Genomic DNA, 22275 nt, shown 5'->3' on the forward strand with positions numbered 1-22275 from the left:
CTGCGATGTTTGAAAGGGATATTTGCTATGCCGAATAGTGGGCGATCATGGCTCTGTCAACCTCAATACCCAGGCCAGGCCCTTGTGGAACGGGCATCATCGGGCCGGTGGTAAGGTCGGTTAACTGTTCGCGGAAAATATTCGGCGCCTGATCGAGCTCCAGCAACGCTCTGGTTTTTGCCTGGCGGGGAACTGCTGCCTGGATAGCCGACATCAGGTGCAGGGTGGCTGCTAGCGAAATGCCGGATCCCCACTGGTGCGGATAGCACTCCACGCCCCAGAGCGTTGCCAGGGTGGCGATATTCAATGCCTCACTGATACCACCGCAAGCCGCCACATCCGGCTGGACAATATCAACACAGTCTGCAGCCAGGAAATGCCGGAACCCAAAACGGGTAAACTCCGATTCACCGCCGGCTATTTTGATGCTGACCTGCTTGCGCAGCGCTGCGTAGGCGCTAAAGTCATCTGGCAGAACGGGTTCTTCGAACCATGCAATATCATAGCGCTCAATCGATTGGGCAAAACGCAGCGCCTCATGCAGGGTATAGGCCCGGTTGGCGTCGACGGCCAGGGTTGCATCGGGGCCGATCAATTCACGCACTCGAGCTACGCGTTGTATGTCTTCTTGCAGGGTGAGGCCGCCCACTTTCATTTTGAAGTCTTTGAATCCGCAGCCTAAGGTTGCCTGAGCATCCCGTTCAATCTGGCGGAAGTTATCCTGTGGCGAATAGTAAAAGCTTGAAGCATAGGCCGTGATTTGTTCATCCGGATCGCCGCCTAATAACGTGCTGATTGGCTTATCGGTGTACTTGCCAAAAATATCCCACAAGGCGATATCAATGCCTGAAAGTGCAGAAATTGCAATGCCTTTACGGCCGAATTCGCGGGTGCGGTTGTACATGGTTTCCCACAGGCTACGGCGGCGAAGTGGATCCTGGCCGGCCAGGAGCGGGGCAAAGAGTTCGTTGATCAAGCCGGCGTTGGCGTGGGCAGGGCCAAAGCATTCTCCCCAGCCGCTGATGCCGGCGTCGGTCAGGACTTCCACAATGCAAATGGCGCGCGTATCCCAAAACCACTGGGACATACCAAATTTCTCGGTTAGTTTATCTTTCAGAACCCAGGTTTTAATCTCTGTTATTTTCATCATTACCTCACCGGAATCATGTTGATTCACGTTCAATAAGGGTAGGGGGCAGTACGGTATCGGTAGTTTCTTTTAGGCCTTTTTCTTTTGTGAGCATGGGGATTAATTTATTGGCGGCGGCCTGGCCTATTTCATAAGTCGGTTGAGCGATAACGGTTAAGGGGTTTCGCAATATCTGCGCCCAATCGGTGTCATCGAAGCCGACCATCAGAATGTCTTCAGGCACTCGCCTGTTGAGTGCTTTAAATGCTTTCACGGTATGCAGCGACAGCTTGCCATTGCTGGTTATCAGCGCCGGCCTGGCCGTGCGCTGCGTGCCCAGTTGGTGGATGATGTGGGCCACTGCGGCATCATCAATTTGCGTGAGCAGTTCCAGGCGGCAATCAATCGTGGCAAATTCGGCCTGCTGCGCCAGCGTGGTAAAGGCTTTTATACGTTCAAGACGTGGTGAAATGTTCCCTGGTGTGGGCGATAAAAAAGTGATGGCGGTGCAACCTTTGCTGCACAGGTGTTCCATCGCTAATGTAATGCCGCGAAGGTTATCCACCGATACTGAGTTGATCCGCGTGTTCTGGATTTTCCTGCCAACCAATACCACGGGGTATTCAAGAGAAAGCCCCATAATATAATCGTTATTTTCGCCAGTGGTGTTGATAATAAAACCATCGACGCATTTAGCGGTCATTTCTTCAATCAGTATTCTTTCACGTTCCCCTGAATCTCTGGCATCACAAATAAAAATGGTGTAGCCACAGCTAGAACATATTTCCTCAATACCTTTAAGAACATCCATCGAATAAGGGTTGAAGATATCAGCCATAATCACCGCAATGGTCTTGCTCTGCGTGCTGCGTAGTGAGCGGGCCACGTTATTGGGTTGGTAACCCATTTGCGCAATGGTCTTTTCAATCCGCAGGCGCGTTTCATTACTCATTGAATGATATTTTCCATTTAGATAGCGCGAGATAGTTGCGGTAGAAACCCCCACCATCTGAGCAATATCACGAATTGCCAGTTTGCTTTTCATGTTTAATTTATTTTGGGTAATCGATTACTCAAATATAGCGTGAAGGTTCAGGCTTACCGTGATCGGATGCTCACTTTTTGAACTTTGTCCGGAGGGGATGGTGAAACGCTTGATACCTGCATTTGTTCTCTGTGCTGCGCTGGTTTGTATCCCTAATATTGGAAGCGATTACATTTTGTAAAGGGTTTTTTGCTTGTTTTATCTTGGATACATTTTGTGTTTTGTGGGGATGTATTGTTTTCTCCATTTATTTTTATATTTTTCATGTGATTATGTGTTTTATTTTTTGTTTTAAATGGCAGTAGGTTCTTTGTTATTGTGTAACCGTTATCACTTGTGTGATCGCGCTCACTTATATCCTTGGTATTGCTTCCTACCATAAGGGTGACTTGTGGATGAAGACTACCGATTGGAGGCAGTATGGGTGCTACCATCAAAGTTTCAGCGGCTGATAAAAGCCTGTCAAATGCTGGCATGACTTTTTTCGTCTGTTTTCTGGCTGCGTTAGCCGGTTTGTTGTTTGGCCTGGATATCGGCGTTATTGCTGGTGCGCTGCCGTTTATCACTCATTCTTTTAATATCACCAGTTCTCAACAGGAGTGGGTTGTCAGCTCAATGATGTTCGGCGCGGCCGTCGGGGCGGTTGGCAGTGGCTGGATGAACTTCCGTTTAGGGCGAAAATACAGCCTGATGATTGGCGCAATCCTGTTTGTGGTGGGATCACTGTGTTCCGCTCTGGCGCCTAACGTTGAAATACTGTTAATTTCGCGCGTTTTGCTCGGGCTGGCTGTGGGGATCGCTTCTTATACTGCGCCGATTTATCTTTCTGAGATTGCGCCGGAGAAAATTCGCGGCAGCATGATCTCAATGTACCAATTGATGATTACTATCGGGATCCTCGGGGCCTATCTTTCTGACACCGCATTCAGCTATACCGGCGCTTGGCGTTGGATGCTGGGCGTTATCACTATTCCCGCCATGTTGTTGTTGGTCGGAGTGGTCTTCCTGCCGGATAGCCCGCGTTGGCTGGCTTCACGTAATCGCCATGAACAGGCGCGTCAGGTGCTGGAAAAACTGCGCGACACCAGTGCCCAGGCCCATAATGAATTGAATGAAATTCGTGAAAGCCTCAAGCTTAAGCAAAGCGGTTGGGCGCTATTCAAAGATAATAAAAACTTCCGGCGTGCGGTTTTTCTCGGCGTGTTGCTGCAGGTGATGCAGCAGTTCACAGGGATGAACGTAATCATGTACTACGCGCCGAAGATATTCGGCCTGGCTGGGTTTGCCAGTACGGAGCAACAAATGTGGGGCACCGTAGTTGTGGGTCTGGTGAATGTGTTGGCCACGTTTATCGCGATTGGCCTGGTAGACCGCTGGGGCCGCAAACCCACGCTCATCCTGGGCTTTATCGTTATGGCGCTAGGCATGGGAGCATTGGGCACTATGATGAGCATCGGAATGAACTCGCTGGTGATGCAATACGTTGCCATTATTATGCTGTTGATGTTCATTGTGGGGTTTGCGATGAGTGCTGGGCCATTGATATGGGTGCTGTGCTCTGAGATCCAACCGCTGAAAGGGCGTGATTTTGGCATTACTTGCTCTACCGCGACTAACTGGATCGCCAACATGATCGTTGGCGCAACTTTCCTGACGATGCTGAATTCACTCGGCAACGCGCATACCTTTTGGGTTTACGCGGGGCTCAACGTACTGTTTATCTTTATTACGCTGGCGCTGATCCCGGAAACAAAAAACATTTCTCTGGAACATATTGAACGTAATTTGATGGCCGGTAAGCCGCTTCGTAACATCGGCTCTCACTAAGCGCCTATTCGTTTGGGTTTTGAACCTGGTGGGCGGTGCTGGATCGCGTTGTCCTGCGACAATAACGTCTACTGGGAGGGTTTTGGTACCGCCGCCCCCTCCCAGTGGAAGAGGGGCGGCGTTTGCAGCATAGGAAAGAGGTTCGGGAGCGGTGCTATCGTCTGTCATGCCTGTCGTTACGATGGTTTTTATCGTATTGACCGTGTCTGTCGTTATCGTGTCTATCTGGTTGCCCGTGCCTTCCAACATGTATACATCCGCTCAATAAGAAAACGGCAAGCAGGCAACTGGTTGTAATGATTTTCTTCATAGTAGCGCTCCTTCTAAAGCGATCGTTATACCTGCCAACGTTTAGGTTACCGTTCTGTGTAACCTGAATTGTTCGTCGTATAACGGTGGATGGTTTAACCCCAGTCGGTTGGTCTGGCTGATGTGTTAAACCTTTTTTCATTTGCAAATAAAACTGAACTGTTCGGTTATATTTTGATGCAAAATTTTTCTTTGTCAAGCAAGGCAGGGGAGTGACTGAGGGGATTCAGAGTATTCCGGTCTGACGGGGAAACGGGTAGGTAGTAAAGCCACCCGCTGGCGAAAACCCGTTTCCCCGCGGGTGTATTATCCTATTTTTCAAATAGCGGCAGTTGCCGGTCTCTTGACCAACGCAGATAGAGTGCCAGTTGGTCGTTTACTTCATCTGCGGAAAAGAACGAAATAATTTCTGCTATCGCTTCTACGGCCTGCTGGCCTTCCTCTAGCCCCAGCCAATCACAATAATTGCCGTGTTCTTCGCTTTGCGGATCGCCAACGGCGGCCAGCAAATTGGCATAGCCTGCTGCTCCACCACAATCTTCCGGCGGGCCCGCCCGTTCGCCATCAAGGCAAAAAATAGGCAGCAACAGCTCTTGTTCCGGGTAGTTACTGTGCTCCAGGGTGAGGGTGTGTAGCCAACTATCGCCAAAATCATACATGTAGTGGAGTGTAGCCCCCCGGCGGGTGAGCAGTTGGTTTAATCTGACAGCCGCTTCGTTTTCTTCTTCGGGGGTTTCTGGCATTTCAAGGTAGTAGCGTTTTTTGTAGCTGAACTGGTGCAAATGCTGTTCCTCCCAGTCCATCACGATCTGGATAACATCGTGCAGGCGATCCAGCGTAATGGCGGCGGGCACCACAATGCGCCGCCAGATTGCAGGGGTGACGTCTGCCAGTTCAATGCGCAACAGGTAGTATTTTTCCATGGGCCTCGCTCCTTTTCCGGTGAGAGTGGGTGCTGGCAGGGAGTGTATCAGGTGATATGCCGCCAGTGTGTGAACCCTGTGGGGTTAGGTCTTTTCTGAAAGCGGAGGGTTACACCGGTTTTTTGTTATGCGTTCGGGTATGTTAAGCAATCAGTTGGCCGGGCTTTTATTCTGTTCTTGCCGTCAGGGGATGGTCGCAGAGAGATTAAGGCGTAAAATAGGTCGCTAACTCATTGTTTTCACGCTACAGGCGTGGCGTACATTAAGGAGTCATAATGGCGATTTTAGTCACTGGCGGTGCCGGGTACATTGGTTCCCATACCGTTTTGGCACTATTGGCGCGTGGTGAAGATGTGGTGGTGCTGGATAACCTGGTCAACTCATCCGAAGAGTCCCTGCACCGTGTGGAGCAGTTGGCCGGCAAAGCGCCGGTGTTTTACCAAGGGGATGTGCAGGATGCTGGGTGCCTGAGCCGTATCTTCACTGAGCATAAAATCTCTTCTGTGATTCACTTCGCCGGCTTGAAAGCGGTGGGGGAGTCCACCCGCAAGCCGCTGGAATATTACCAGAACAACGTAGCGGGCACCCTGGTGCTGCTGGATGCAATGCGGCATGCCGGCGTGCACAAGTTTATCTTCAGCTCTTCCGCCACGGTGTATGGTGAAAATGCGCCGGTGCCCTATGTGGAAACCACGCCTATCGGCGGCACCACCAGCCCTTATGGTACCTCCAAGCTGATGGTAGAGCAGATCCTGCAAGACTTCGCCAAGGCCGAGCCGCAGTTTTCTATCATTGCCCTGCGTTATTTTAACCCGGTGGGCGCTCATGAGTCTGGGCTGATTGGTGAGGATCCTAACGGCATCCCTAATAACCTGCTGCCCTATATTGCGCAGGTTGCTATCGGCAAACTGGAAAAGCTGGGCGTGTTCGGCGGGGATTATCCCACGAAGGACGGCACCGGGGTGCGTGATTACATCCACGTGATGGATCTGGCGGAAGGGCACCTGGCGGCGATGGATCACGTAGAGAAAATCAATGGATTCAGAGCCTATAATCTGGGGGCTGGGGTAGGGTACTCGGTGCTGGATATGGTGCACGCCTTTGAGAAGGCCTCCGGGGTAGCCATTCCTTACCAGGTGCTGCCGCGCCGCGCCGGCGATCTGCCCGCTTTCTGGGCCGATGCCAACCTGGCGAAAAAGGAACTGGGATGGGAAGTGCAACGCGGTATTGATGCGATGATGCGTGACACCTGGAACTGGCAAAGCAAAAACCCACAGGGTTACAAAAAGTAACTATTTTTTATATGTAACCTGCCTGACCTATGCCACGATCACCGCGTTTTGAGCGGTGGTTGTGCGCGCTAAGATATATCCTGAATTTCCCTTTTTTATTGAGCCAAAACCATCGTAACACTATGATAAATTACATTTTTATGTGAGATGACGGTTTTGTGAACGTTTGGTGAGAGATTATTTCAGATAAGCCTTAGAGAACGGACATTGTGCAGGTGTTTTTATAGATATAGTGATAGTATATGGCGCAGTAATATAATGGTCATATGCCATATAGTTTTGTTTTATCTGGCATAAATAGTGTTTTGTTCTGATTGTGTGCGGTTTGGCGTTATAGTAAGTCACTAAAAAGAGTTAGGGCTGTTTTGATGTCAGCATATTGGTAGCTGTGGAGCCAAGGGCGGTAGCGTGTTTATCGCCCCTATAGTCATTTAAGCGCGGTATGGGATCCGGTGGCTCCAAAGCTATGCGCACCGCGCAAAAGATGAACAGATTGGCGTTCTGTAAACAGTAAATGTAATTGTAAAAGATGAAGGTAAAGCATCAATTGGATGTGATGCTCTGCTTTGAACAATAGCGATACGTATATCCGTCATATTTCAGGTTGCAGGTGTGTTGGCTGGGGTATTTGGCCAATCTTTGGGCATTATCCATCGGGGCCAACGCAAACGCCGTTCAGAAATGATTTTGGCGTATTGCCCTGTAACTCGAATTATCCAGGGTATAAGGGTTAAATTAAGGATTAAGAATGTTACTACCCGTAATTATGGCCGGCGGTACCGGGAGCCGTTTATGGCCAATGTCCCGTGAGTTGCACCCGAAGCAGTTTTTGCGCCTGCATAGTCTCCATTCGATGCTGCAGGAAACGTTAAAACGGCTTGATGGCATGGCGATCGGCGAGCCCGTTGTAATCTGTAATGAAGATCACCGTTTTATGGTGGCAGAGCAGCTTCGGCAGATTGATATGCTTTCGCGCAACATCATTCTTGAGCCCATCGGCCGCAACACGGCGCCGGCGATTGCCCTGGCGGCGCTTAATGCCGTTGCTCAGGGGGATGATCCTGTCATGCTGGTGTTGGCGGCCGATCATGTCATCAAAGATGTAGAGACATTCCATCACGCTATTGCTGCTGCAATGCCTTATGCTGCGGATAAAAGTTTAGTGACATTCGGCATCGTGCCGACCGGTCCGGAAACGGGTTATGGCTATATTCAGCGTGGTGACAGTTGCGGTGAAAACGCTATCGCAGCAACGGTGAAGCGTTTTGTTGAAAAACCCGATTTAGCTACCGCACAGCGCTATGTCGATTCCGGTGAGTATTTTTGGAACAGCGGTATGTTTATGTTCCGTGCTCAACGCTACCTGGAAGAACTGGAACAATTCCGTCCAGATATTTTAGCGGCTTGTCGCCAATCCTTGAATAGCACTGAACGTGATAGGAACTTTATTAACGTTAACCCAGATGCATTTGCCGCCTGCCCGGACGAATCCATCGACTATGCAGTGATGGAGAAAACCCATGACGCCGTGATGATCCCACTGGATGCAGGCTGGAGTGACGTTGGTTCATGGTCTGCCTTGTGGGACGTGAGCCAAAAAGACGATGCCGGGAACGCACTAACGGGCGATACTTTCCTGCATGACAGCCACGGTTGTTATATTAATACCGATGAAAAACTGGTTGCTGCCGTTGGTGTCGATAATCTGGTTATTGTGAACACCAAAGATGCTGTGCTTGTTGCCGATAAGTCAAAAGTGCAGGAAGTGAAGAAAGTTGTTGAGCATCTGAAAAAGAATAAACGCAGCGAATACAGAAGGCACCGTGAGGTTTATCGGCCATGGGGTATTTGCGATCTGCTGGTTGCTGAAAAACGCTTTAATGTAAACCGAATTACTGTGAATCCGGGCGAAGCATTTTCTTTACAAATGCATCATCATCGTACGGAACACTGGGTCGTGCTTTCTGGCACGGCAAAAGTAACTACCGGGGATAAAACGTTCTTACTTACCGAAAACCAGTCAACATTCATTCCTATCGGGGTTATTCACCGTTTGGAAAATCCGGGGAATATTCCTTTGGAACTGATTGAAATTCAATCAGGTTCTTATTTAGGGGATGATGACATTATTCGTATTAAAGATCACTACGGTCGTTGCTAAATATTTGAGGTTCTAATGAGTAGCTTAACCTGTTTTAAGGCATATGATATCCGCGGGCAGTTGGGTGAAGAGCTTAACGAAGATATCGCTTACCGTATTGGCCGCGCTTACGGTGAGTATTTGAAACCGCAGCGTATCATTGTGGGCGGTGATGTGCGCCTAACGAGCGAAGCTTTGAAACTGGCCCTGGCATCAGGGCTTCAGGATGCTGGCGCCGATGTGTACGACATTGGTATCAGCGGTACCGAAGAGGTTTATTTCGCCACGTTCCATCTTGGCATGGACGGGGGGATCGAAGTCACTGCCAGCCATAACCCAATGAATTACAATGGTATGAAGCTGGTGCGTGCGAATGCACAACCGATCAGCGGCGATACTGGTCTGCATGCTATACAACAATTGGCGCAAGAGAATCGTTTTGCGCCGGTTGATGCGGCAAAACGTGGTAGCTATCAGCAGATATCCATCCTCACCGAATATGTCGATCACCTGCTGAGCTACATTGATGTGGCCGCACTTAAGCCGCTGAAACTGGTGATTAACTCGGGTAATGGTGCTGCGGGCCACGTTATTGATGAGATCGAACGGCGCTTTAAGCAAGACAACATCCCGGTATCGCTCATCAAAGTACACCATCAACCCGATGGCAATTTCCCTAACGGCATTCCTAACCCATTGTTGCCAGAGTGTCGCGCGGATACGGCAAAGGCGGTATTGGAACATAAAGCCGATATGGGGATTGCCTTTGACGGCGATTTTGATCGCTGCTTCCTGTTTGATGAAAATGCCACTTTTATCGAGGGCTACTATATTGTCGGCCTGCTAGCTGAAGCGTTCCTGCAAACCAACCCGGGGGCGAAGATTATTCATGATCCGCGGCTGTCCTGGAATACCATTGATATTGTCAGCCAGGCTGGTGGCGTCCCGGTAATGTCAAAAACCGGTCATGCTTTTATTAAAGAACGCATGCGTAAGGAAGATGCTATTTACGGTGGCGAGATGAGCGCGCATCACTATTTCCGTGATTTTTCCTATTGTGATAGCGGCATGATCCCATGGTTGCTGGTCGCCAGCCTGCTTTCAGCCAAGGGCAAAACGTTGGGCGAGCTGGTGGGCGATCGTATGCTGGCATACCCAGCCTCAGGGGAAATCAACCGTAAATTGCCAGACGCCAAAGCAGCTATCGATCGTGTTATGCATGTTTACCAAGCTGATGCACTGGTATTTGATACCACTGATGGTATCAGCCTGGAGTTTGAACATTGGCGTTTTAATTTACGCACCTCGAATACAGAGCCTGTCGTGCGTTTGAATGTTGAATCGAAAGGTGATCCAGCACTGATGCAGAAAAAAACACAGGAAATTCTTAATATTTTAGGTGGTGAATAACTGATGCTACATGCACTTTTTAGCGGTATCGCAAGATACCGCGGTTTTATAATTGACAGCATCAAACGGGACTTTCAATCGCGCTACCAAAGTAGTTTTCTCGGTGCAATCTGGCTGGTGCTCCAGCCTGTTGCAATGATCGCTGTCTATACTTTGGTTTTTTCTGAGTTGATGCGCGCGCGTTTGGCTGATATGAATACCCCTTTTGCCTACAGCATTTATCTGTGTTCGGGGGTGCTGACATGGGGGCTATTTACAGAAACATTGAACGGCTTGGTCAATGTATTCCTGAGTAATGCCAATATACTGAAGAAACTCAGTTTCCCACGGATTTGCCTGCCTATTATTGTTGCCAGCTCTTCCTTTATTAACTTTCTGATTATTTTCTCTCTGTTTGTTATTTTCTTGATCTTCACAGGTAATTTCCCTGGGTGGATCTTCTTCGCCATAATCCCTGTATTGCTTGTGCAGATGCTTTTCACCGTTGGTCTTGGTGTTCTGCTTGGCGTAATGAACGTTTTTGTCCGTGATGTCGGCCAGTTTGTTAATATTTTACTGCAATTCTGGTTTTGGTTTACGCCTATTGTGTATGTCAGTAGCACATTGCCGGAATGGGCGCGAAATGCACTGAAACTAAACCCAATGGCGAATTTGGTGGGGGGGTATCAGAATGTGCTGTTATATCACCGCATGCCGGACTGGTTATCTTTATTGCCAGTGACCTTGTTAGCGGTGCTCCTGTTTGGCCTGGGGTGGCGAATGTTCAAAAAACACTCTGCTGATATTGTGGATGAATTATAATGGCAAGTATTACAGTCAACCGTGTAGGGAAAGCCTACAAATATTACTCATCCAAATGGTTGCGGATCGCAGAAAAATTAATGCCGGGTTCACCGGTGAAACACACCAAAAAATGGGTGTTGCGCGATATATCCTTCACCGTTAATGAGGGTGAGTCTGTTGGTATTGTTGGAGTAAACGGTGCAGGTAAAAGTACCTTGCTCAAATTGTTGACCGGCACAACCCGGCCAACCGAAGGTGAAATCCAGATCCATGGCCGTGTGGCCGCACTGCTTGAACTGGGCATGGGGTTTCACCCAGAGTTCACCGGGCGCCAAAACGTCTATATGTCCGGCCTGATGATGGGCTTGAGCCGTGATGATATCACCCGTTTAATGCCTGAAATTGAGCAATTTGCGGATATTGGCGATTATATTGAGCAGCAGGTGCGGATCTATTCGAGCGGCATGCAAATGCGTTTGGCATTTGCCGTGGCAACCTGTACTCGCCCGGATATTCTGATCGTCGATGAAGCGCTATCCGTGGGGGATTCACGCTTCCAGGCCAAATGCTATGCCCGTATTTCCGAGTTTAAGAAGCAGGGGACGACGCTGTTGCTGGTTTCCCACAGCGCTGGTGATATTGTCAAGCATTGCGATCGCGCGATTTTTTTAAAGAATGGCGCGATTGGTATGGATGGCTCCGCGCGTGATGTCACCAACCGTTATCTTGATGAACTGTTTGGTAAACCAGGCAGCAAAACCGACGATCCACAAGCAAAGAAAACGCAGAATAACGCACCCGGCGTTGGGTTATCGTTTGACGATCAGAATGATATTTATCATACGCGGCCGGGGTATCGCCCAGAGGAATATCGCTGGGGGCAGGGCGGCGCGAAAATCGTTGATTATGATATTCAGGCGGGGGGCACCAACTATCCCACCAATATTCAGAGCAATGAAAAGACAGATTTTTATCTGAAGGTCGTCTTTGAGCATGATTTCGATAATGTAGTGCCAGGCATTCTTATTAAAACGTTGGACGGCTTATTTTTGTACGGGACCAACTCATTTCTGGCTTCAGAAGGACGTGAAAACTTCTCCGTCCAACGTGGGGACGTCAGAGTATTTAAATTTAGTTTCCCATTAAACCTGAACAGTGGAGACTATTTACTCTCTTTCGGTATTTCAGCCGGTAGTCCGCAAACTGAAATGACCCCTTTGGATCGTCGCTATGACTCGGTGATCCTCCACGTCACTAAAGGCATGGAGTTCTGGGGCATTATTGATCTGAAGTCCACATTTGAAAGCTATAGCTAATTTGAAGGTAAGTACAAACCATGAGTACTAAGTTGCGAGAGCTGGTGTCTGCGCTACCCGAGGTCTATCAAACTATTTATGGGCATGCTGAATGGGATCTGGACGCCTCCCGGGATTGTAATAAGCGTCTGGATATTATTACCCAACAGTATGATGCTTTAGCGAAAGCCCTGGGGCGTCCGCTGCGCGTTCTGGATTTGGGGTGCGCTCAAGGCTTTTTCAGTCTTAGCCTGGCGAGGAAAGGTGCGATCGTTCATGGGATCGATTTTCAGCCAGAAAATATTGACGTCTGTCAGGCTCTTGCTCAAGAACATCCTGATTTTTCGGTTGATTTTAGCGTTGGCCGCGTTGAGGAAGTGATAAAGGGCCTACAGCCCAACCAATATGATTTGGCTATTGGCCTGAGTGTTTTTCACCATATTGTTCATTTGCATGGCATTGAGCAGGTAAAACAGTGGCTGGAACAGCTGGCAAATTGTACCCAAGCCGTTATTTTGGAGCTGGCGTTAAAAGAAGAGCCGCTCTATTGGGGGCCATCTCAACCTGATGATCCGCGCGAACTGATTGAGCAATGCAGCTTCTATCACCAGCTTGCTTCATTTGATACGCACCTGTCAGCCATTGCTCGGCCTTTGTTTATCGTCAGTAATCATCGCGTGATGTTGGAAGGTTTTAATAAGCGCTTTGAATATTGGGATAACCGCCCATACCCAGATGCGGGGTTCGCGCACAAGGGGAGCCGCCGTTATTATTATGGCGATAACTTCATATGTAAGCTGTTCCACTTTACAACGACACACGGTCAGTTAACGCATGAGGAGAGTCAGCGCAATCGCGACGAGCTCAGTAATGAAGGAAAATTCCTTTCCCGCCCGCCCAAAGGTTTTAAAGCCCCCAAATTGCTTTTGCAAGGGCTTACTGCCGCTGAAGGTTGGCTGGTCATGGAGCGTTTCCCGGGTGAACTGTTATCGGAGCGTATTCATCAGGGAAAAACGATTGATCCGGAAGTTATTTTCCCCGCGTTGTTGAAACAACTGGTCGCGTTGGAAAAAGCCGGTTTTTATCATGATGATGTCAGAAGCTGGAACATTCTGGTCGATGATGATAAAAGCACCAACACTCGGTTGATCGATTTTGGTTCAATTTCGCCAGAGGCGAAAGACTGTTCCTGGCCGGATAATCTCTTCCTGTCGTTTATGATTTTAGTCAATGAAGTGATGAATGCGAAGCGGATCCAGGCCGGTTTGATTCGCCCTGCGGCGATCAGCCCTTTCAATTTACCGGCTCCTTATTGCAACTGGTTGTATGCTTTCTGGCAAAAACCGGTGTCGGAGTGGAGTTACCAACTGCTGCTGCAGCTTTTCGAACAAAAAGATGCGCTGCCGGCTGCCGAAAACGCACTCTCTGGGAATGAAAAATGGATCGGCGCCCAAGAGCAAATGCTTATGTTGGGGCAGTCCAGGCTGATGGCTGTGGAAGAACATGCACACAGTGCGCACCAACGCGTTGAACAGCTGGAACAACAGCTCGCCGAGCGGCTGGATGAACTGGCGGCGCAGGTTTCCCTGTTGGAAGGGCAAAGCGCGGCCAGTGAGGCGGCCTTCCGGGCGATTGATGAGCGCCTGAATACGCCTCTACAGGTTGAAGTTGAAGCGCCTGTTATTAGCGAAAGTGAATTAAAGCAGCAGTTAGAGCATATGCAAGCCCGTGTGCAACAGTTGGAGCATGAAAACCATCATCTGCACCTGCTGGTTGATGCGTTATACTCCAGCCGTTCATGGCGCATGACGAAGCCATATCGTTACCTGGGGCTGCAGATTAAATTACTTCGGCAATACGGGTTTATCCAGCGCTGTAAACATTTGGTCAAGAGGATCCTGCGCGTATCCTTCAATTTTGTGAAGCGCCACCCAGGGCTCAAAAGTAAGATCATTAATGGGCTACATAAGGCCGGCCTGTATGAACGGATCTCAAAGGTTTATCGCCGTGTAAATCCGGTGGAACAACCCCATGTTCATGTAGATGAAGCCGCTCAGGCCCAGATCGAACGGCAGTTAATCCGCCCTGAGCTGCTTCCACCGGAAGTGGATAGTATATTCAAAAAAATAACGAAGAATAAATAAGGAGCGCGCGTTGCATATTCTTATTGACGTACAAGGATACCAATCCGAAAGTAAGTTTCGGGGGATTGGTCGCAGTACACTGGCCATGAGTCGCGCCATTATAAAAAATGCCAAGCATCATCGCGTCAGCATTCTTCTGAATGGTATGTTTCCTCTGAGCAATGTCAGCGATGTTAAAAACAGCTATAAAGATATTTTGCCAGAGGAAGAGATGTTTATCTTTTCTGGTCATGGCCCGGCGGCCTATCGCGAACGGGATAACCACGCCCGCACCCAGGCGGCGCACTTGTGCCGTGAAGCGGCAATCGCCGATATCAACCCGGATATTGTCTTTGTTATCAGTTTCTTTGAAGGGTATGACGATGACTACGTCGTTTCTATCCCTGATCGGCCGGTGCCTTGGCGAACGGTGTGCGTTTGCCATGATTTGATCCCATTACTCAATAAAGAACGCTATCTGGGGGATCCTAACTACAACGAGTTCTATATGAATAAGTTGCACAGTTACGAAACCGCTGATGCTATTTTTGCCATCTCCGATTCAGCTCGGGAAGAAGTTATAAAATATACGACTATTCCTGCTGAACGAATTGTAAATATATCCTCCGCTGTCGGCGGTGAATTCTGCATTAAAGCGTATAGCGAAGAAGACATCGCCGCATTGCGGCTAAGATATAATCTCCCGAGCGAGTTTATTCTTACCCTTGCCATGATCGAACCGCGGAAAAACGTCGAGGCGCTGATTCATGCGTACAGTCAATTGCCGCGGGCGCTTCAGGATCAATATCCGTTAGTATTGGCCTACAAGGTTAGAGCGGAAGAACTTGAGCGTATTATCATGCTGGCGGAGAGTTACGGCCTTAAGCGTGAGCAACTCATTTTCACCGGGTTCCTGCCCGATGCTGATTTGATCGCTTTGTACAATATCTGCAAACTGTTTGTTTTCCCGTCACTGCATGAGGGATTTGGCCTGCCGCCGCTTGAGGCGATGAAGTGTGGCGCAGCGACTTTAGCATCGAATGTTACCAGCCTGCCCGAAGTTATGGGGTGGGAAGGCGCAATGTTTGATCCGCGCAACGTTGATGATATCCGGGCAAGCATTGAGCGGGCATTAACCGATGACGCATTTTATACTGAGTTGAAAAACCACGCGATTGCGCAGGCAGAAAAATTCTCTTGGGATAATACAGCCAATACAGCACTGGAGAGTTTTACAACATTAATGTCTCGCCCGCGGCACGATATTGATTACGATATTGAGAGCTATATTTCTACCACGATTGATCGTATTAGCAATATTCCACAGTTGACCGCGCACGATCAATTGGGCAACGCCTGGGCGTTAGCCAGGAACAATTTTAGCCAGCATCGCCGTAAAATCATGGTGGATATCTCGGTACTGGTTCAGCATGATGCCAAAACCGGGATCCAGCGCGTTTCACGCAGTATTCTGTATGAGCTGCTAAAGAAGGGAACGCCGGGGTACGAGATTCGCGCCGTTTACTTTACCCAGGGTGAGTGTTACCGCTATGCGAATAAATTCGTAAAAGAACACTTTGGGTATGATTTCGGCACTGATGAGCCCGTGTTATTTACCAAAGATGATATCTTGTTGGTGACGGACCTGACGGCCCACCTGTTCCCTGAACTGAATGCCCATCTTGATAGCCTGCGGCGTGCCGGGGCTCAGGCGCACTTTGTTATTCATGATATTCTGCCTTTGCGCAATCCGGAATGGAGTATCGTCGATATTCAGCGCGCTTTCCCTATATGGTTGAAGGGGATTGCGGAATATGCCGATGGCGTGGTGTGTGTTTCTGCGAGCGTGGCTGATGATGTGCGCCATTGGCTAAATAAACATGCCGCTGAAGTAACCATTAACCCGGCATTGACCATTAAAAACTTCCACCTGGGCGCCGATTTGGAAGCCAGCGTGCCAAGCAAGGGGTTCCCTGCTAACGGTGAGATGCTACTGCAAATGATGTCATCCGCGCCCAGTTTTATCATGGTGGGGACCATGGAGCCGAGAAAAGGGCATGCGCAAGTGTTGGATGCGTTTGAACGGCTGTGGGCGAAAGGGGAAGACATCAACCTGTTTATTGTCGGTAAACAGGGATGGAACGTTGATGCTTTGTGCGAACGTATGCGCAATCATCCACAAAAAGATAAGCATCTGTTCTGGTTGCATGATATCAGCGATGAATTCCTCACCGAACTCTATCAGCACGCCAAAGCGCTGATTTTTGCTTCATTAGGGGAAGGGTTTGGCCTGCCGTTGATCGAAGCAGCACAGAAAGGGTTGCCGGTGATTATCCGCGATATCCCGGTATTCCGCGAGATAGCACAAGACAGTGCATATTACTTCTCCGGGGAACGTCCTGAAGATCTCGAAAACGCTATTTCAACGTGGCTGGAACTTTATGAAGATGGAACTTACCCTAAATCTGAGAATATTAAATGGCTAACGTGGGAACAAAGCACCGCTTTGCTGTTGAAACAGTTGCCGCTAATAAAACAATAAAATACACGATGTAATACCTCAGGGCCAGCAATGGCCCTTTTGTTTTTATATGTGACGGTGCGTTCTTATATCTTTAGACTGAATATTCGTGGTGTTGAGGCTTACTGATGAAATTAATAATTTCGACCGAACCCGTTAGATACCCACTGACAGGTGTTGGGCGATATACTTTTGAGTTGATTAATCAACTGCAAAAGCTCGGTACGATAGATGACATTTCCTACTACAATCGTCTGAAAGTTGTTCGGGAATTACAACCGCCCGCTGAAACGGCCGGGAAGCCAAGCCGGCTGATCCCCTGGCTGAAAAAACAAGGGTTGCTGATTGAAGCCTTCAGAGCCATCAACCCGTTGTTGCAAAGTTACGCATTGCGTCACCACCGTGATTGTATCTATCACGGCCCGAATTTTTATTTGCCGGCCGGGATGCCGCGTTCTGTCGTTACCTTCCATGATATTTCAATATTTACTTGTCCGGAACATCATCCTGAAGAGCGTATTCGCTATATGCGTAAGGCCATACAGGCGAGCCTGAAGCGAGCAAATAGAATTATTACGGTTTCTGAGTTTTCACGGCAAGAAGTCGCCCGGTATTTCAATTATCCATTGGATAAGATTCATGCCACTCCGCTGGCTTGTGGTGACGAGTTTCACCCACGGGACGTACAGCAGTTGCAGCCGTTGTTGGCGCGCCTGGGCCTGGAGAACCAACAATTTACGCTATACATAGGTACCATTGAGCCGCGTAAGAATATTGGCACATTGCTCGATGCCTACGAAAAACTTCCCCTGGTATTGCGTCAGCGCTATCCTCTGGTGCTGTGCGGCTATAAAGGTTGGAAAAGCGAAGGGTTGCATCAGCGTTTCCAGCAAGGAGAAGCGCAAGGATGGTTGAAATATCTTGGCTATATCACTAAGGAAGATTTACCGCTGTTATATGCCGCCGCCCGTCTTTTTGTCTTCCCGTCATTTTATGAAGGTTTTGGTCTGCCGGTATTGGAAGCCATGGCGTCAGGAACGCCCGTTGTTTGTTCAGATGCCTCTGCGCTGCCTGAAGTGGCTGGCGATGCCGCGCTCATGTGCCAGCCAGAAGACACTGATACCATGAGCCAGTATTTATCACGAGCCCTTCAGGATGAGCCGTGGCGGCAGCAGGCTCGTGCTGCAGGGCTTTCTCGAGCGGCTCAATTTTCCTGGCAGCGTTGTGCTCAGGAAACATTTAACGTTTACCAGCAGGTTTGATCTTTCCATGATTAAAGTTTTGCATTTTTATAAAACTTATTATCCTGATTCATTTGGCGGTATTGAGCAGGTGATTTTCCAATTGGCCGAAGGCGGGGTTAGTAAAGGAATATCTTCTTGCGTACTTTCTGTCAGTGAACACGCGGGTGAAGACAAACAGGTGATTGGGCAGCATACTGCTTATAAGTCACCTCAAAGCTTTTCCATTGCCTCTAATCCTTTCTCCTGGAAAGTTATAAATAAGTTCAAAAAGTTGGCAGAAGAGGCTGATATTATCCATTACCATTTCCCATGGCCTTTTATGGATATGGTGCAATGGATTTCCGGTATTAAAAAACCTTCCGTCGTCAGTTATCATTCCGACATCATACGGCAGCAAAATTTATTAAAGCTTTATAAGCCATTAATGTTCCACTTTCTCAGCAAAGCTGACTGCATTATTGCCACATCGCCAAATTACGTTGAAACCAGCGATGTACTTGAAAAGTTTAAAAGTAAGGTGACGGTCATTCCGATCGGGTTGGATAAATCCACCTACCCACAAGTAGACGACGAACGGCTGCAAAAATGGGGAAACAAGATCGGCCAGCCTTTTTTCCTTTTCATTGGAACGCTGCGTTATTACAAAGGGCTACACATTCTTATCGAAGCGGCTGTGGGGGCGCCTTACCCTATTGTGATCGTTGGAGCCGGCCCGATTGAAGAAGAACTGAAGCAACAGGCAAGAGCGCTGGGATTAAAAAATATCCACTTCCTGGGAGCGCTGTGCGATGAAGATAAGGTTGCTTTACTCAAACTGAGCTACTGCATGGTTTTCCCCTCGCATTTGCGTTCCGAAGCATTTGGTATTTCGTTGCTTGAAGGGGCGATGTTCGGGAAGCCAATGATCTCAAGTGAGATTGGTACAGGAACCACTTATATCAACGTGGATAATGAAACGGGCCTGGTTGTGCCACCATCCCATCCTTCGGCATTGCGCGCTGCAATGGATCGTTTATGGAACGATCGCTCCTTTGCCCAGGAATGTGGTGCGAAAGCAGAAAAACGCTTTGAACGCATGTTTACTTCCGAACAAATGCTGGAAAAGCACCATGAAATCTACCTGCGCCTATTGAATCGAACGCCCAGTATGCCATCCTGACTGCAGCAAAAAATGACCCGGGTTGGCAAGAGCAGGGAACCATAATGGCATGCTGAAACAGGGGGTTTGGCGCGGGCACACGCCCTATCGCATCAATCACTACCCACTCGATGCGTTCCTGAGTTAACATGCTTGCCACACAAAAAACCTGTTGGCTGCTGGTTGTTAACAGGTGTTACCTCAGACAGGAGTTACTAAATGTCCAAGCAACAAATCGGCGTTGTCGGCATGGCGGTAATGGGCCGCAATCTGGCGCTGAACATCGAAAGCCGCGGCTATACCGTTTCCATCTTTAACCGTTCAGGCGACAAAACTGACGAAGTTATTGCTGAGAACCCAGGCAAAAACCTGGTGCCGTACTACAGCGTTGAAGAGTTTGTCGAATCCCTGGAAAAACCACGTCGCATTCTGCTGATGGTGAAAGCGGGCGAAGCCACGGACAAAACCATCGCTTCACTGACGCCGCACCTGGATAAAGGCGATATCCTGATTGATGGTGGCAACACCTACTACAAAGACACTATTCGCCGCAACCGCGAACTGTCTGACCAAGGTTTCAACTTCATCGGCACCGGCGTTTCCGGCGGTGAAGAGGGCGCGCTGAAAGGGCCTTCCATCATGCCTGGCGGCCAGAAAGAAGCTTATGAACTGGTGGCCCCAATTCTGAAGAAAATCGCCGCTGTGGCTGAAGGCGAGCCATGCGTTGCCTACATCGGTGCAGACGGCGCCGGCCACTACGTGAAAATGGTGCACAACGGCATCGAATACGGCGACATGCAGCTGATCGCGGAAGCCTACTCTCTGCTGAAACAGGCGCTGGGCCTGAGCAATGAAGAGCTGGCCAACACCTTCACCGAATGGAACCAGGGTGAGCTGAGCAGCTACCTGATTGACATCACTAAAGACATCTTCACCAAAAAAGATGAGCAGGGTAACTACCTGGTTGATGTGATCCTGGACGAAGCCGCTAACAAAGGCACCGGTAAATGGACCAGCCAAAGCTCGCTGGATCTGGGCGAACCGCTGTCGCTGATCACTGAATCGGTGTTCGCGCGTTATCTGTCTTCTCTCAAAGATCAGCGCGTTGCCGCATCCAAAGTGCTGAGCGGCCCGAAAGTGGCTGCCTTTGCTGGCGACAAAGCCGAATTTATCGAGAAAGTGCGCCGTGCACTGTACCTGGGGAAAATCGTTTCCTACGCCCAGGGCTTCTCACAGCTGAAAGCGGCTTCTACAGAGAACAACTGGGATCTGAACTACGGCGAAATCGCCAAGATCTTCCGCGCCGGCTGCATTATCCGCGCGCAGTTCCTGCAGAAAATCACCGATGCATATGCTGAAAATGCCGACATCGCTAACCTGCTGCTGGCGCCATACTTCAAGAAAATCGCTGACGAATACCAGCAGGCGCTGCGTGACGTGGTGGCCTATGCGGTGCAAAACGGTATCCCAACGCCAACCTTCTCTGCCGCTATCGCCTACTACGACAGCTACCGTTCTGCGGTGCTGCCGGCTAACTTGATCCAGGCGCAGCGCGATTATTTTGGCGCCCATACCTACAAACGCATCGATAAAGAAGGCGTATTCCATACCGAATGGCTGGAATAATGCTTTAGCCTGATTATCGATAACAAGGCCGCCGGGCTCACACTCGGCGGCCTTTTTTTTGCCCGCGATCTGGGCTGGCGCATCTCAACGGCAAACGCGTAATGTGTGGGAAGAATAACGGTATAGCCACTGCCGGCATGGTAACCTGCTGACTGGCATCAGAGTGATCGTGCACGTATTCAGAGCGCTTTCACAGCCCGTAAGGGTTAGCGCGTTCTGCCTACTTAAGGCTCATTAACGGTGAACATAAAACAACTGCAGTATTTTTGTCGTGTTGTGGAAGCGGGCAGCGCCAGCCAGGCGGCGAAAACGCTATTGCTTGCCCCCACGGCCATCAGTATGCAAATAACGGCGCTTGAAAAAGAACTTAACGGCACCTTGTTTAACCGTAGCTCAAGGCCAATGACGCTTACCAAACTCGGCGAGTTTGTTTACCACCGGGCGCAGGAGGTGATATTTGGTTTTGAAAAGCTGGAAAGGGACGTCTGGCAACATGTTAATGCGAAATCAACAACGCTAACGCTGGGATCTGTCCGTTCAGTTATGTTCAACCTACTGCCGGAAGCGATAAAAAATTTCTCTGAAAACCATGGCCATATTGATATCAATCTTAAGGAGGTTTTATCGGCATACCAGCCAGAACTTTTGATAAATCACATCATTGATATCGGGTTTATCAGGAAAATGAATAACGATAATATCCTTGACGAAGGGCTACGTCATGAACTCATCCTGGTTGATCCTCTGGTGGCAGCAATTCCGAAGAATCATTACCTTAGCCGCAAGAAATTTATTACATTGCGCGATTTTTGCAACTCTCCCTTTATCGTCTTCCCTAACGATCAGAAAAGTGGATTTTCCGGTAAGCTCTTTGAGAAGTTTAAAGAGCACGGCATTGTGCCAGCTATTTCCCACCATGCTTTGGAAATTCATACGGCGCTTGCGTTGGTCGGCGCGGGTTTAGGGGTGACCCTGGTTGGGAAAATGACGATACCCAATAATCGCCAGGATATTGTTTTCCTGCCAATAGAAGACTTCCGGTGTCTTTGCTGTATTTACGCGGTTTATAATCCCAAAAACAATAACCCCTATATTGCCATGTTTATTGAACAACTGAAAAAACTCACTACCTGATCTGTTTTAGATGTGGCCCATGAACTGCGTACTCCACAGGCATGGCTCCGGCTGCCGGGCATGGGTGCGATTCAACATCCCTAAGTGAAAAACGAAAAATCTTTACGTCGTAAACCATATTTGCAAGAAACGCAGGACTATAGCGGTACAAAAAATCACCGTAACGTATTCACTGATTGGCCATACTTTTTTCTGTTTCATATAACGCTCCTCTGGGTTTAAGCAGAGTCTCGCACACGAAAATTAAAGAAATCTTAAAGTGCCGAGAATAACATCATGTTCGCGGCGTTCATGATTGGCATGAAAGCGGAGCAACCCCGGCTTTTCCGTGGCCGG

The 22275-nt window shown here is 49.0% G+C and carries 16 protein-coding genes; 12 read left to right on the top strand and 4 right to left on the bottom strand.

Annotated features, from left to right (window positions below; genetic code table 11):
* Positions 1 to 25 precede the first annotated feature (25 nt).
* The 3 genes from ABFX35_RS03700 to ABFX35_RS03710 all read right to left on the bottom strand — a co-directional run bounded on the left by ABFX35_RS03700 (position 26) and on the right by ABFX35_RS03710 (position 2650).
* The gene (locus ABFX35_RS03700) at positions 26 to 1087 is read right to left on the bottom strand and encodes a mandelate racemase/muconate lactonizing enzyme family protein (RefSeq protein WP_346079230.1); all 1062 of its coding nucleotides are present in this window, start codon (positions 1085 to 1087) and stop codon (positions 26 to 28) included.
* Positions 1088 to 1163: 76 nt separating this feature from the next.
* Positions 1164 to 2174 carry a LacI family DNA-binding transcriptional regulator gene (locus ABFX35_RS03705; protein ID WP_346079232.1) on the bottom strand — a complete coding sequence of 337 codons (1011 nt, stop codon included), beginning with the start codon at positions 2172 to 2174 and terminating at the stop codon, positions 1164 to 1166.
* A 152-nt stretch (positions 2175 to 2326) separates the two neighbouring features.
* A complete protein-coding gene (locus ABFX35_RS03710; RefSeq protein WP_346080940.1) occupies positions 2327 to 2650 on the bottom strand; it encodes a hypothetical protein in 324 nt (107 codons plus the stop codon).
* On the opposite strand from ABFX35_RS03710, the gene ABFX35_RS03715 reads away from it, so the two are divergent.
* Positions 2595 to 4001, top strand: a complete 1407-nt coding sequence (locus ABFX35_RS03715) for a sugar porter family MFS transporter (RefSeq protein ID WP_346079233.1) — start codon at positions 2595 to 2597, stop codon at positions 3999 to 4001. The genes ABFX35_RS03710 and ABFX35_RS03715 overlap by 56 nt on opposite strands.
* A 620-nt stretch (positions 4002 to 4621) precedes the next feature.
* Here the strand turns inward: ABFX35_RS03715 and ABFX35_RS03720 are convergent.
* On the bottom strand, positions 4622 to 5233 hold the full coding sequence (locus ABFX35_RS03720) for a plasmid pRiA4b ORF-3 family protein (protein ID WP_346079235.1): 612 nt from the start codon (positions 5231 to 5233) through the stop codon (positions 4622 to 4624).
* A gap of 275 nt (positions 5234 to 5508) precedes the next feature.
* Here ABFX35_RS03720 and galE point away from each other — a divergent pair, with 275 nt between their 5' ends.
* The 11 genes from galE to ABFX35_RS03775 all read left to right on the top strand — a co-directional run bounded on the left by galE (position 5509) and on the right by ABFX35_RS03775 (position 21939).
* The gene (galE, locus tag ABFX35_RS03725) at positions 5509 to 6525 is read left to right on the top strand and encodes a UDP-glucose 4-epimerase GalE (protein ID WP_346079237.1); all 1017 of its coding nucleotides are present in this window, start codon (positions 5509 to 5511) and stop codon (positions 6523 to 6525) included.
* A 748-nt stretch (positions 6526 to 7273) separates the two neighbouring features.
* On the top strand, positions 7274 to 8686 hold the full coding sequence (locus tag ABFX35_RS03730) for a mannose-1-phosphate guanylyltransferase/mannose-6-phosphate isomerase (protein ID WP_346079239.1): 1413 nt from the start codon (positions 7274 to 7276) through the stop codon (positions 8684 to 8686).
* A 15-nt stretch (positions 8687 to 8701) separates the two neighbouring features.
* Positions 8702 to 10075 (top strand): phosphomannomutase CpsG, encoded by a 1374-nt coding sequence (gene cpsG / locus ABFX35_RS03735; RefSeq protein ID WP_346079240.1) that lies wholly within the window; start codon positions 8702 to 8704, stop codon positions 10073 to 10075.
* A 3-nt stretch (positions 10076 to 10078) separates the two neighbouring features.
* Positions 10079 to 10876: an ABC transporter permease gene (locus ABFX35_RS03740; RefSeq protein WP_346079242.1), complete on the top strand. Its 798-nt coding sequence runs from the start codon at positions 10079 to 10081 to the stop codon at positions 10874 to 10876.
* The gene (locus ABFX35_RS03745; RefSeq protein ID WP_346079244.1) at positions 10876 to 12174 is read left to right on the top strand and encodes an ABC transporter ATP-binding protein; all 1299 of its coding nucleotides are present in this window, start codon (positions 10876 to 10878) and stop codon (positions 12172 to 12174) included. Before ABFX35_RS03740 ends, ABFX35_RS03745 begins: the two co-directional genes overlap by 1 nt.
* A gap of 20 nt (positions 12175 to 12194) precedes the next feature.
* Complete coding sequence (locus ABFX35_RS03750) at positions 12195 to 14297, top strand: methyltransferase domain-containing protein (protein ID WP_346079246.1); 2103 nt, start codon at positions 12195 to 12197, stop codon at positions 14295 to 14297.
* Positions 14298 to 14307: 10 nt separating this feature from the next.
* Positions 14308 to 16818, top strand: a complete 2511-nt coding sequence (locus ABFX35_RS03755) for a glycosyltransferase family 4 protein (RefSeq protein ID WP_346079248.1) — start codon at positions 14308 to 14310, stop codon at positions 16816 to 16818.
* Between the two features lie 107 nt (positions 16819 to 16925).
* Complete coding sequence (locus ABFX35_RS03760) at positions 16926 to 18059, top strand: glycosyltransferase family 4 protein (protein ID WP_346079250.1); 1134 nt, start codon at positions 16926 to 16928, stop codon at positions 18057 to 18059.
* A 7-nt stretch (positions 18060 to 18066) separates the two neighbouring features.
* Positions 18067 to 19200: a glycosyltransferase family 4 protein gene (locus ABFX35_RS03765; RefSeq protein WP_346079252.1), complete on the top strand. Its 1134-nt coding sequence runs from the start codon at positions 18067 to 18069 to the stop codon at positions 19198 to 19200.
* A 198-nt stretch (positions 19201 to 19398) separates the two neighbouring features.
* Positions 19399 to 20805, top strand: coding sequence for an NADP-dependent phosphogluconate dehydrogenase (gene gndA / locus ABFX35_RS03770; RefSeq protein ID WP_095845195.1), 1407 nt, complete (start codon positions 19399 to 19401; stop codon positions 20803 to 20805).
* A gap of 240 nt (positions 20806 to 21045) precedes the next feature.
* Complete coding sequence (locus ABFX35_RS03775; protein ID WP_346079254.1) at positions 21046 to 21939, top strand: LysR family transcriptional regulator; 894 nt, start codon at positions 21046 to 21048, stop codon at positions 21937 to 21939.
* Positions 21940 to 22275 lie beyond the last annotated feature (336 nt).

Origin of the sequence: Gibbsiella dentisursi (assembly GCF_039539505.1) — a bacterium.
Lineage (GTDB): Bacteria > Pseudomonadota > Gammaproteobacteria > Enterobacterales > Enterobacteriaceae > Gibbsiella > Gibbsiella quercinecans.

Bases quoted from the DNA above. Each gene is read 5' to 3' on its own strand.
- ABFX35_RS03710 (WP_346080940.1), bottom strand. From the start codon at position 2,650: ATGCCAGCATTTGACAGGCTTTTATCAGCCGCTGAAACTTTGATGGTA.
- ABFX35_RS03745 (WP_346079244.1), top strand. From the start codon at position 10,876: ATGGCAAGTATTACAGTCAACCGTGTAGGGAAAGCCTACAAATATTAC.
- gndA (WP_095845195.1), top strand. From the start codon at position 19,399: ATGTCCAAGCAACAAATCGGCGTTGTCGGCATGGCGGTAATGGGCCGC.
- ABFX35_RS03730 (WP_346079239.1), top strand. From the start codon at position 7,274: ATGTTACTACCCGTAATTATGGCCGGCGGTACCGGGAGCCGTTTATGG.
- ABFX35_RS03705 (WP_346079232.1), bottom strand. From the start codon at position 2,174: ATGAAAAGCAAACTGGCAATTCGTGATATTGCTCAGATGGTGGGGGTT.
- cpsG (WP_346079240.1), top strand. From the start codon at position 8,702: ATGAGTAGCTTAACCTGTTTTAAGGCATATGATATCCGCGGGCAGTTG.
- ABFX35_RS03700 (WP_346079230.1), bottom strand. From the start codon at position 1,087: ATGTCCCAGTGGTTTTGGGATACGCGCGCCATTTGCATTGTGGAAGTC.
- ABFX35_RS03750 (WP_346079246.1), top strand. From the start codon at position 12,195: ATGAGTACTAAGTTGCGAGAGCTGGTGTCTGCGCTACCCGAGGTCTAT.
- galE (WP_346079237.1), top strand. From the start codon at position 5,509: ATGGCGATTTTAGTCACTGGCGGTGCCGGGTACATTGGTTCCCATACC.
- ABFX35_RS03740 (WP_346079242.1), top strand. From the start codon at position 10,079: ATGCTACATGCACTTTTTAGCGGTATCGCAAGATACCGCGGTTTTATA.
- ABFX35_RS03720 (WP_346079235.1), bottom strand. From the start codon at position 5,233: ATGGAAAAATACTACCTGTTGCGCATTGAACTGGCAGACGTCACCCCT.
- ABFX35_RS03765 (WP_346079252.1), top strand. From the start codon at position 18,067: ATGATTAAAGTTTTGCATTTTTATAAAACTTATTATCCTGATTCATTT.
- ABFX35_RS03715 (WP_346079233.1), top strand. From the start codon at position 2,595: ATGGGTGCTACCATCAAAGTTTCAGCGGCTGATAAAAGCCTGTCAAAT.
- ABFX35_RS03760 (WP_346079250.1), top strand. From the start codon at position 16,926: ATGAAATTAATAATTTCGACCGAACCCGTTAGATACCCACTGACAGGT.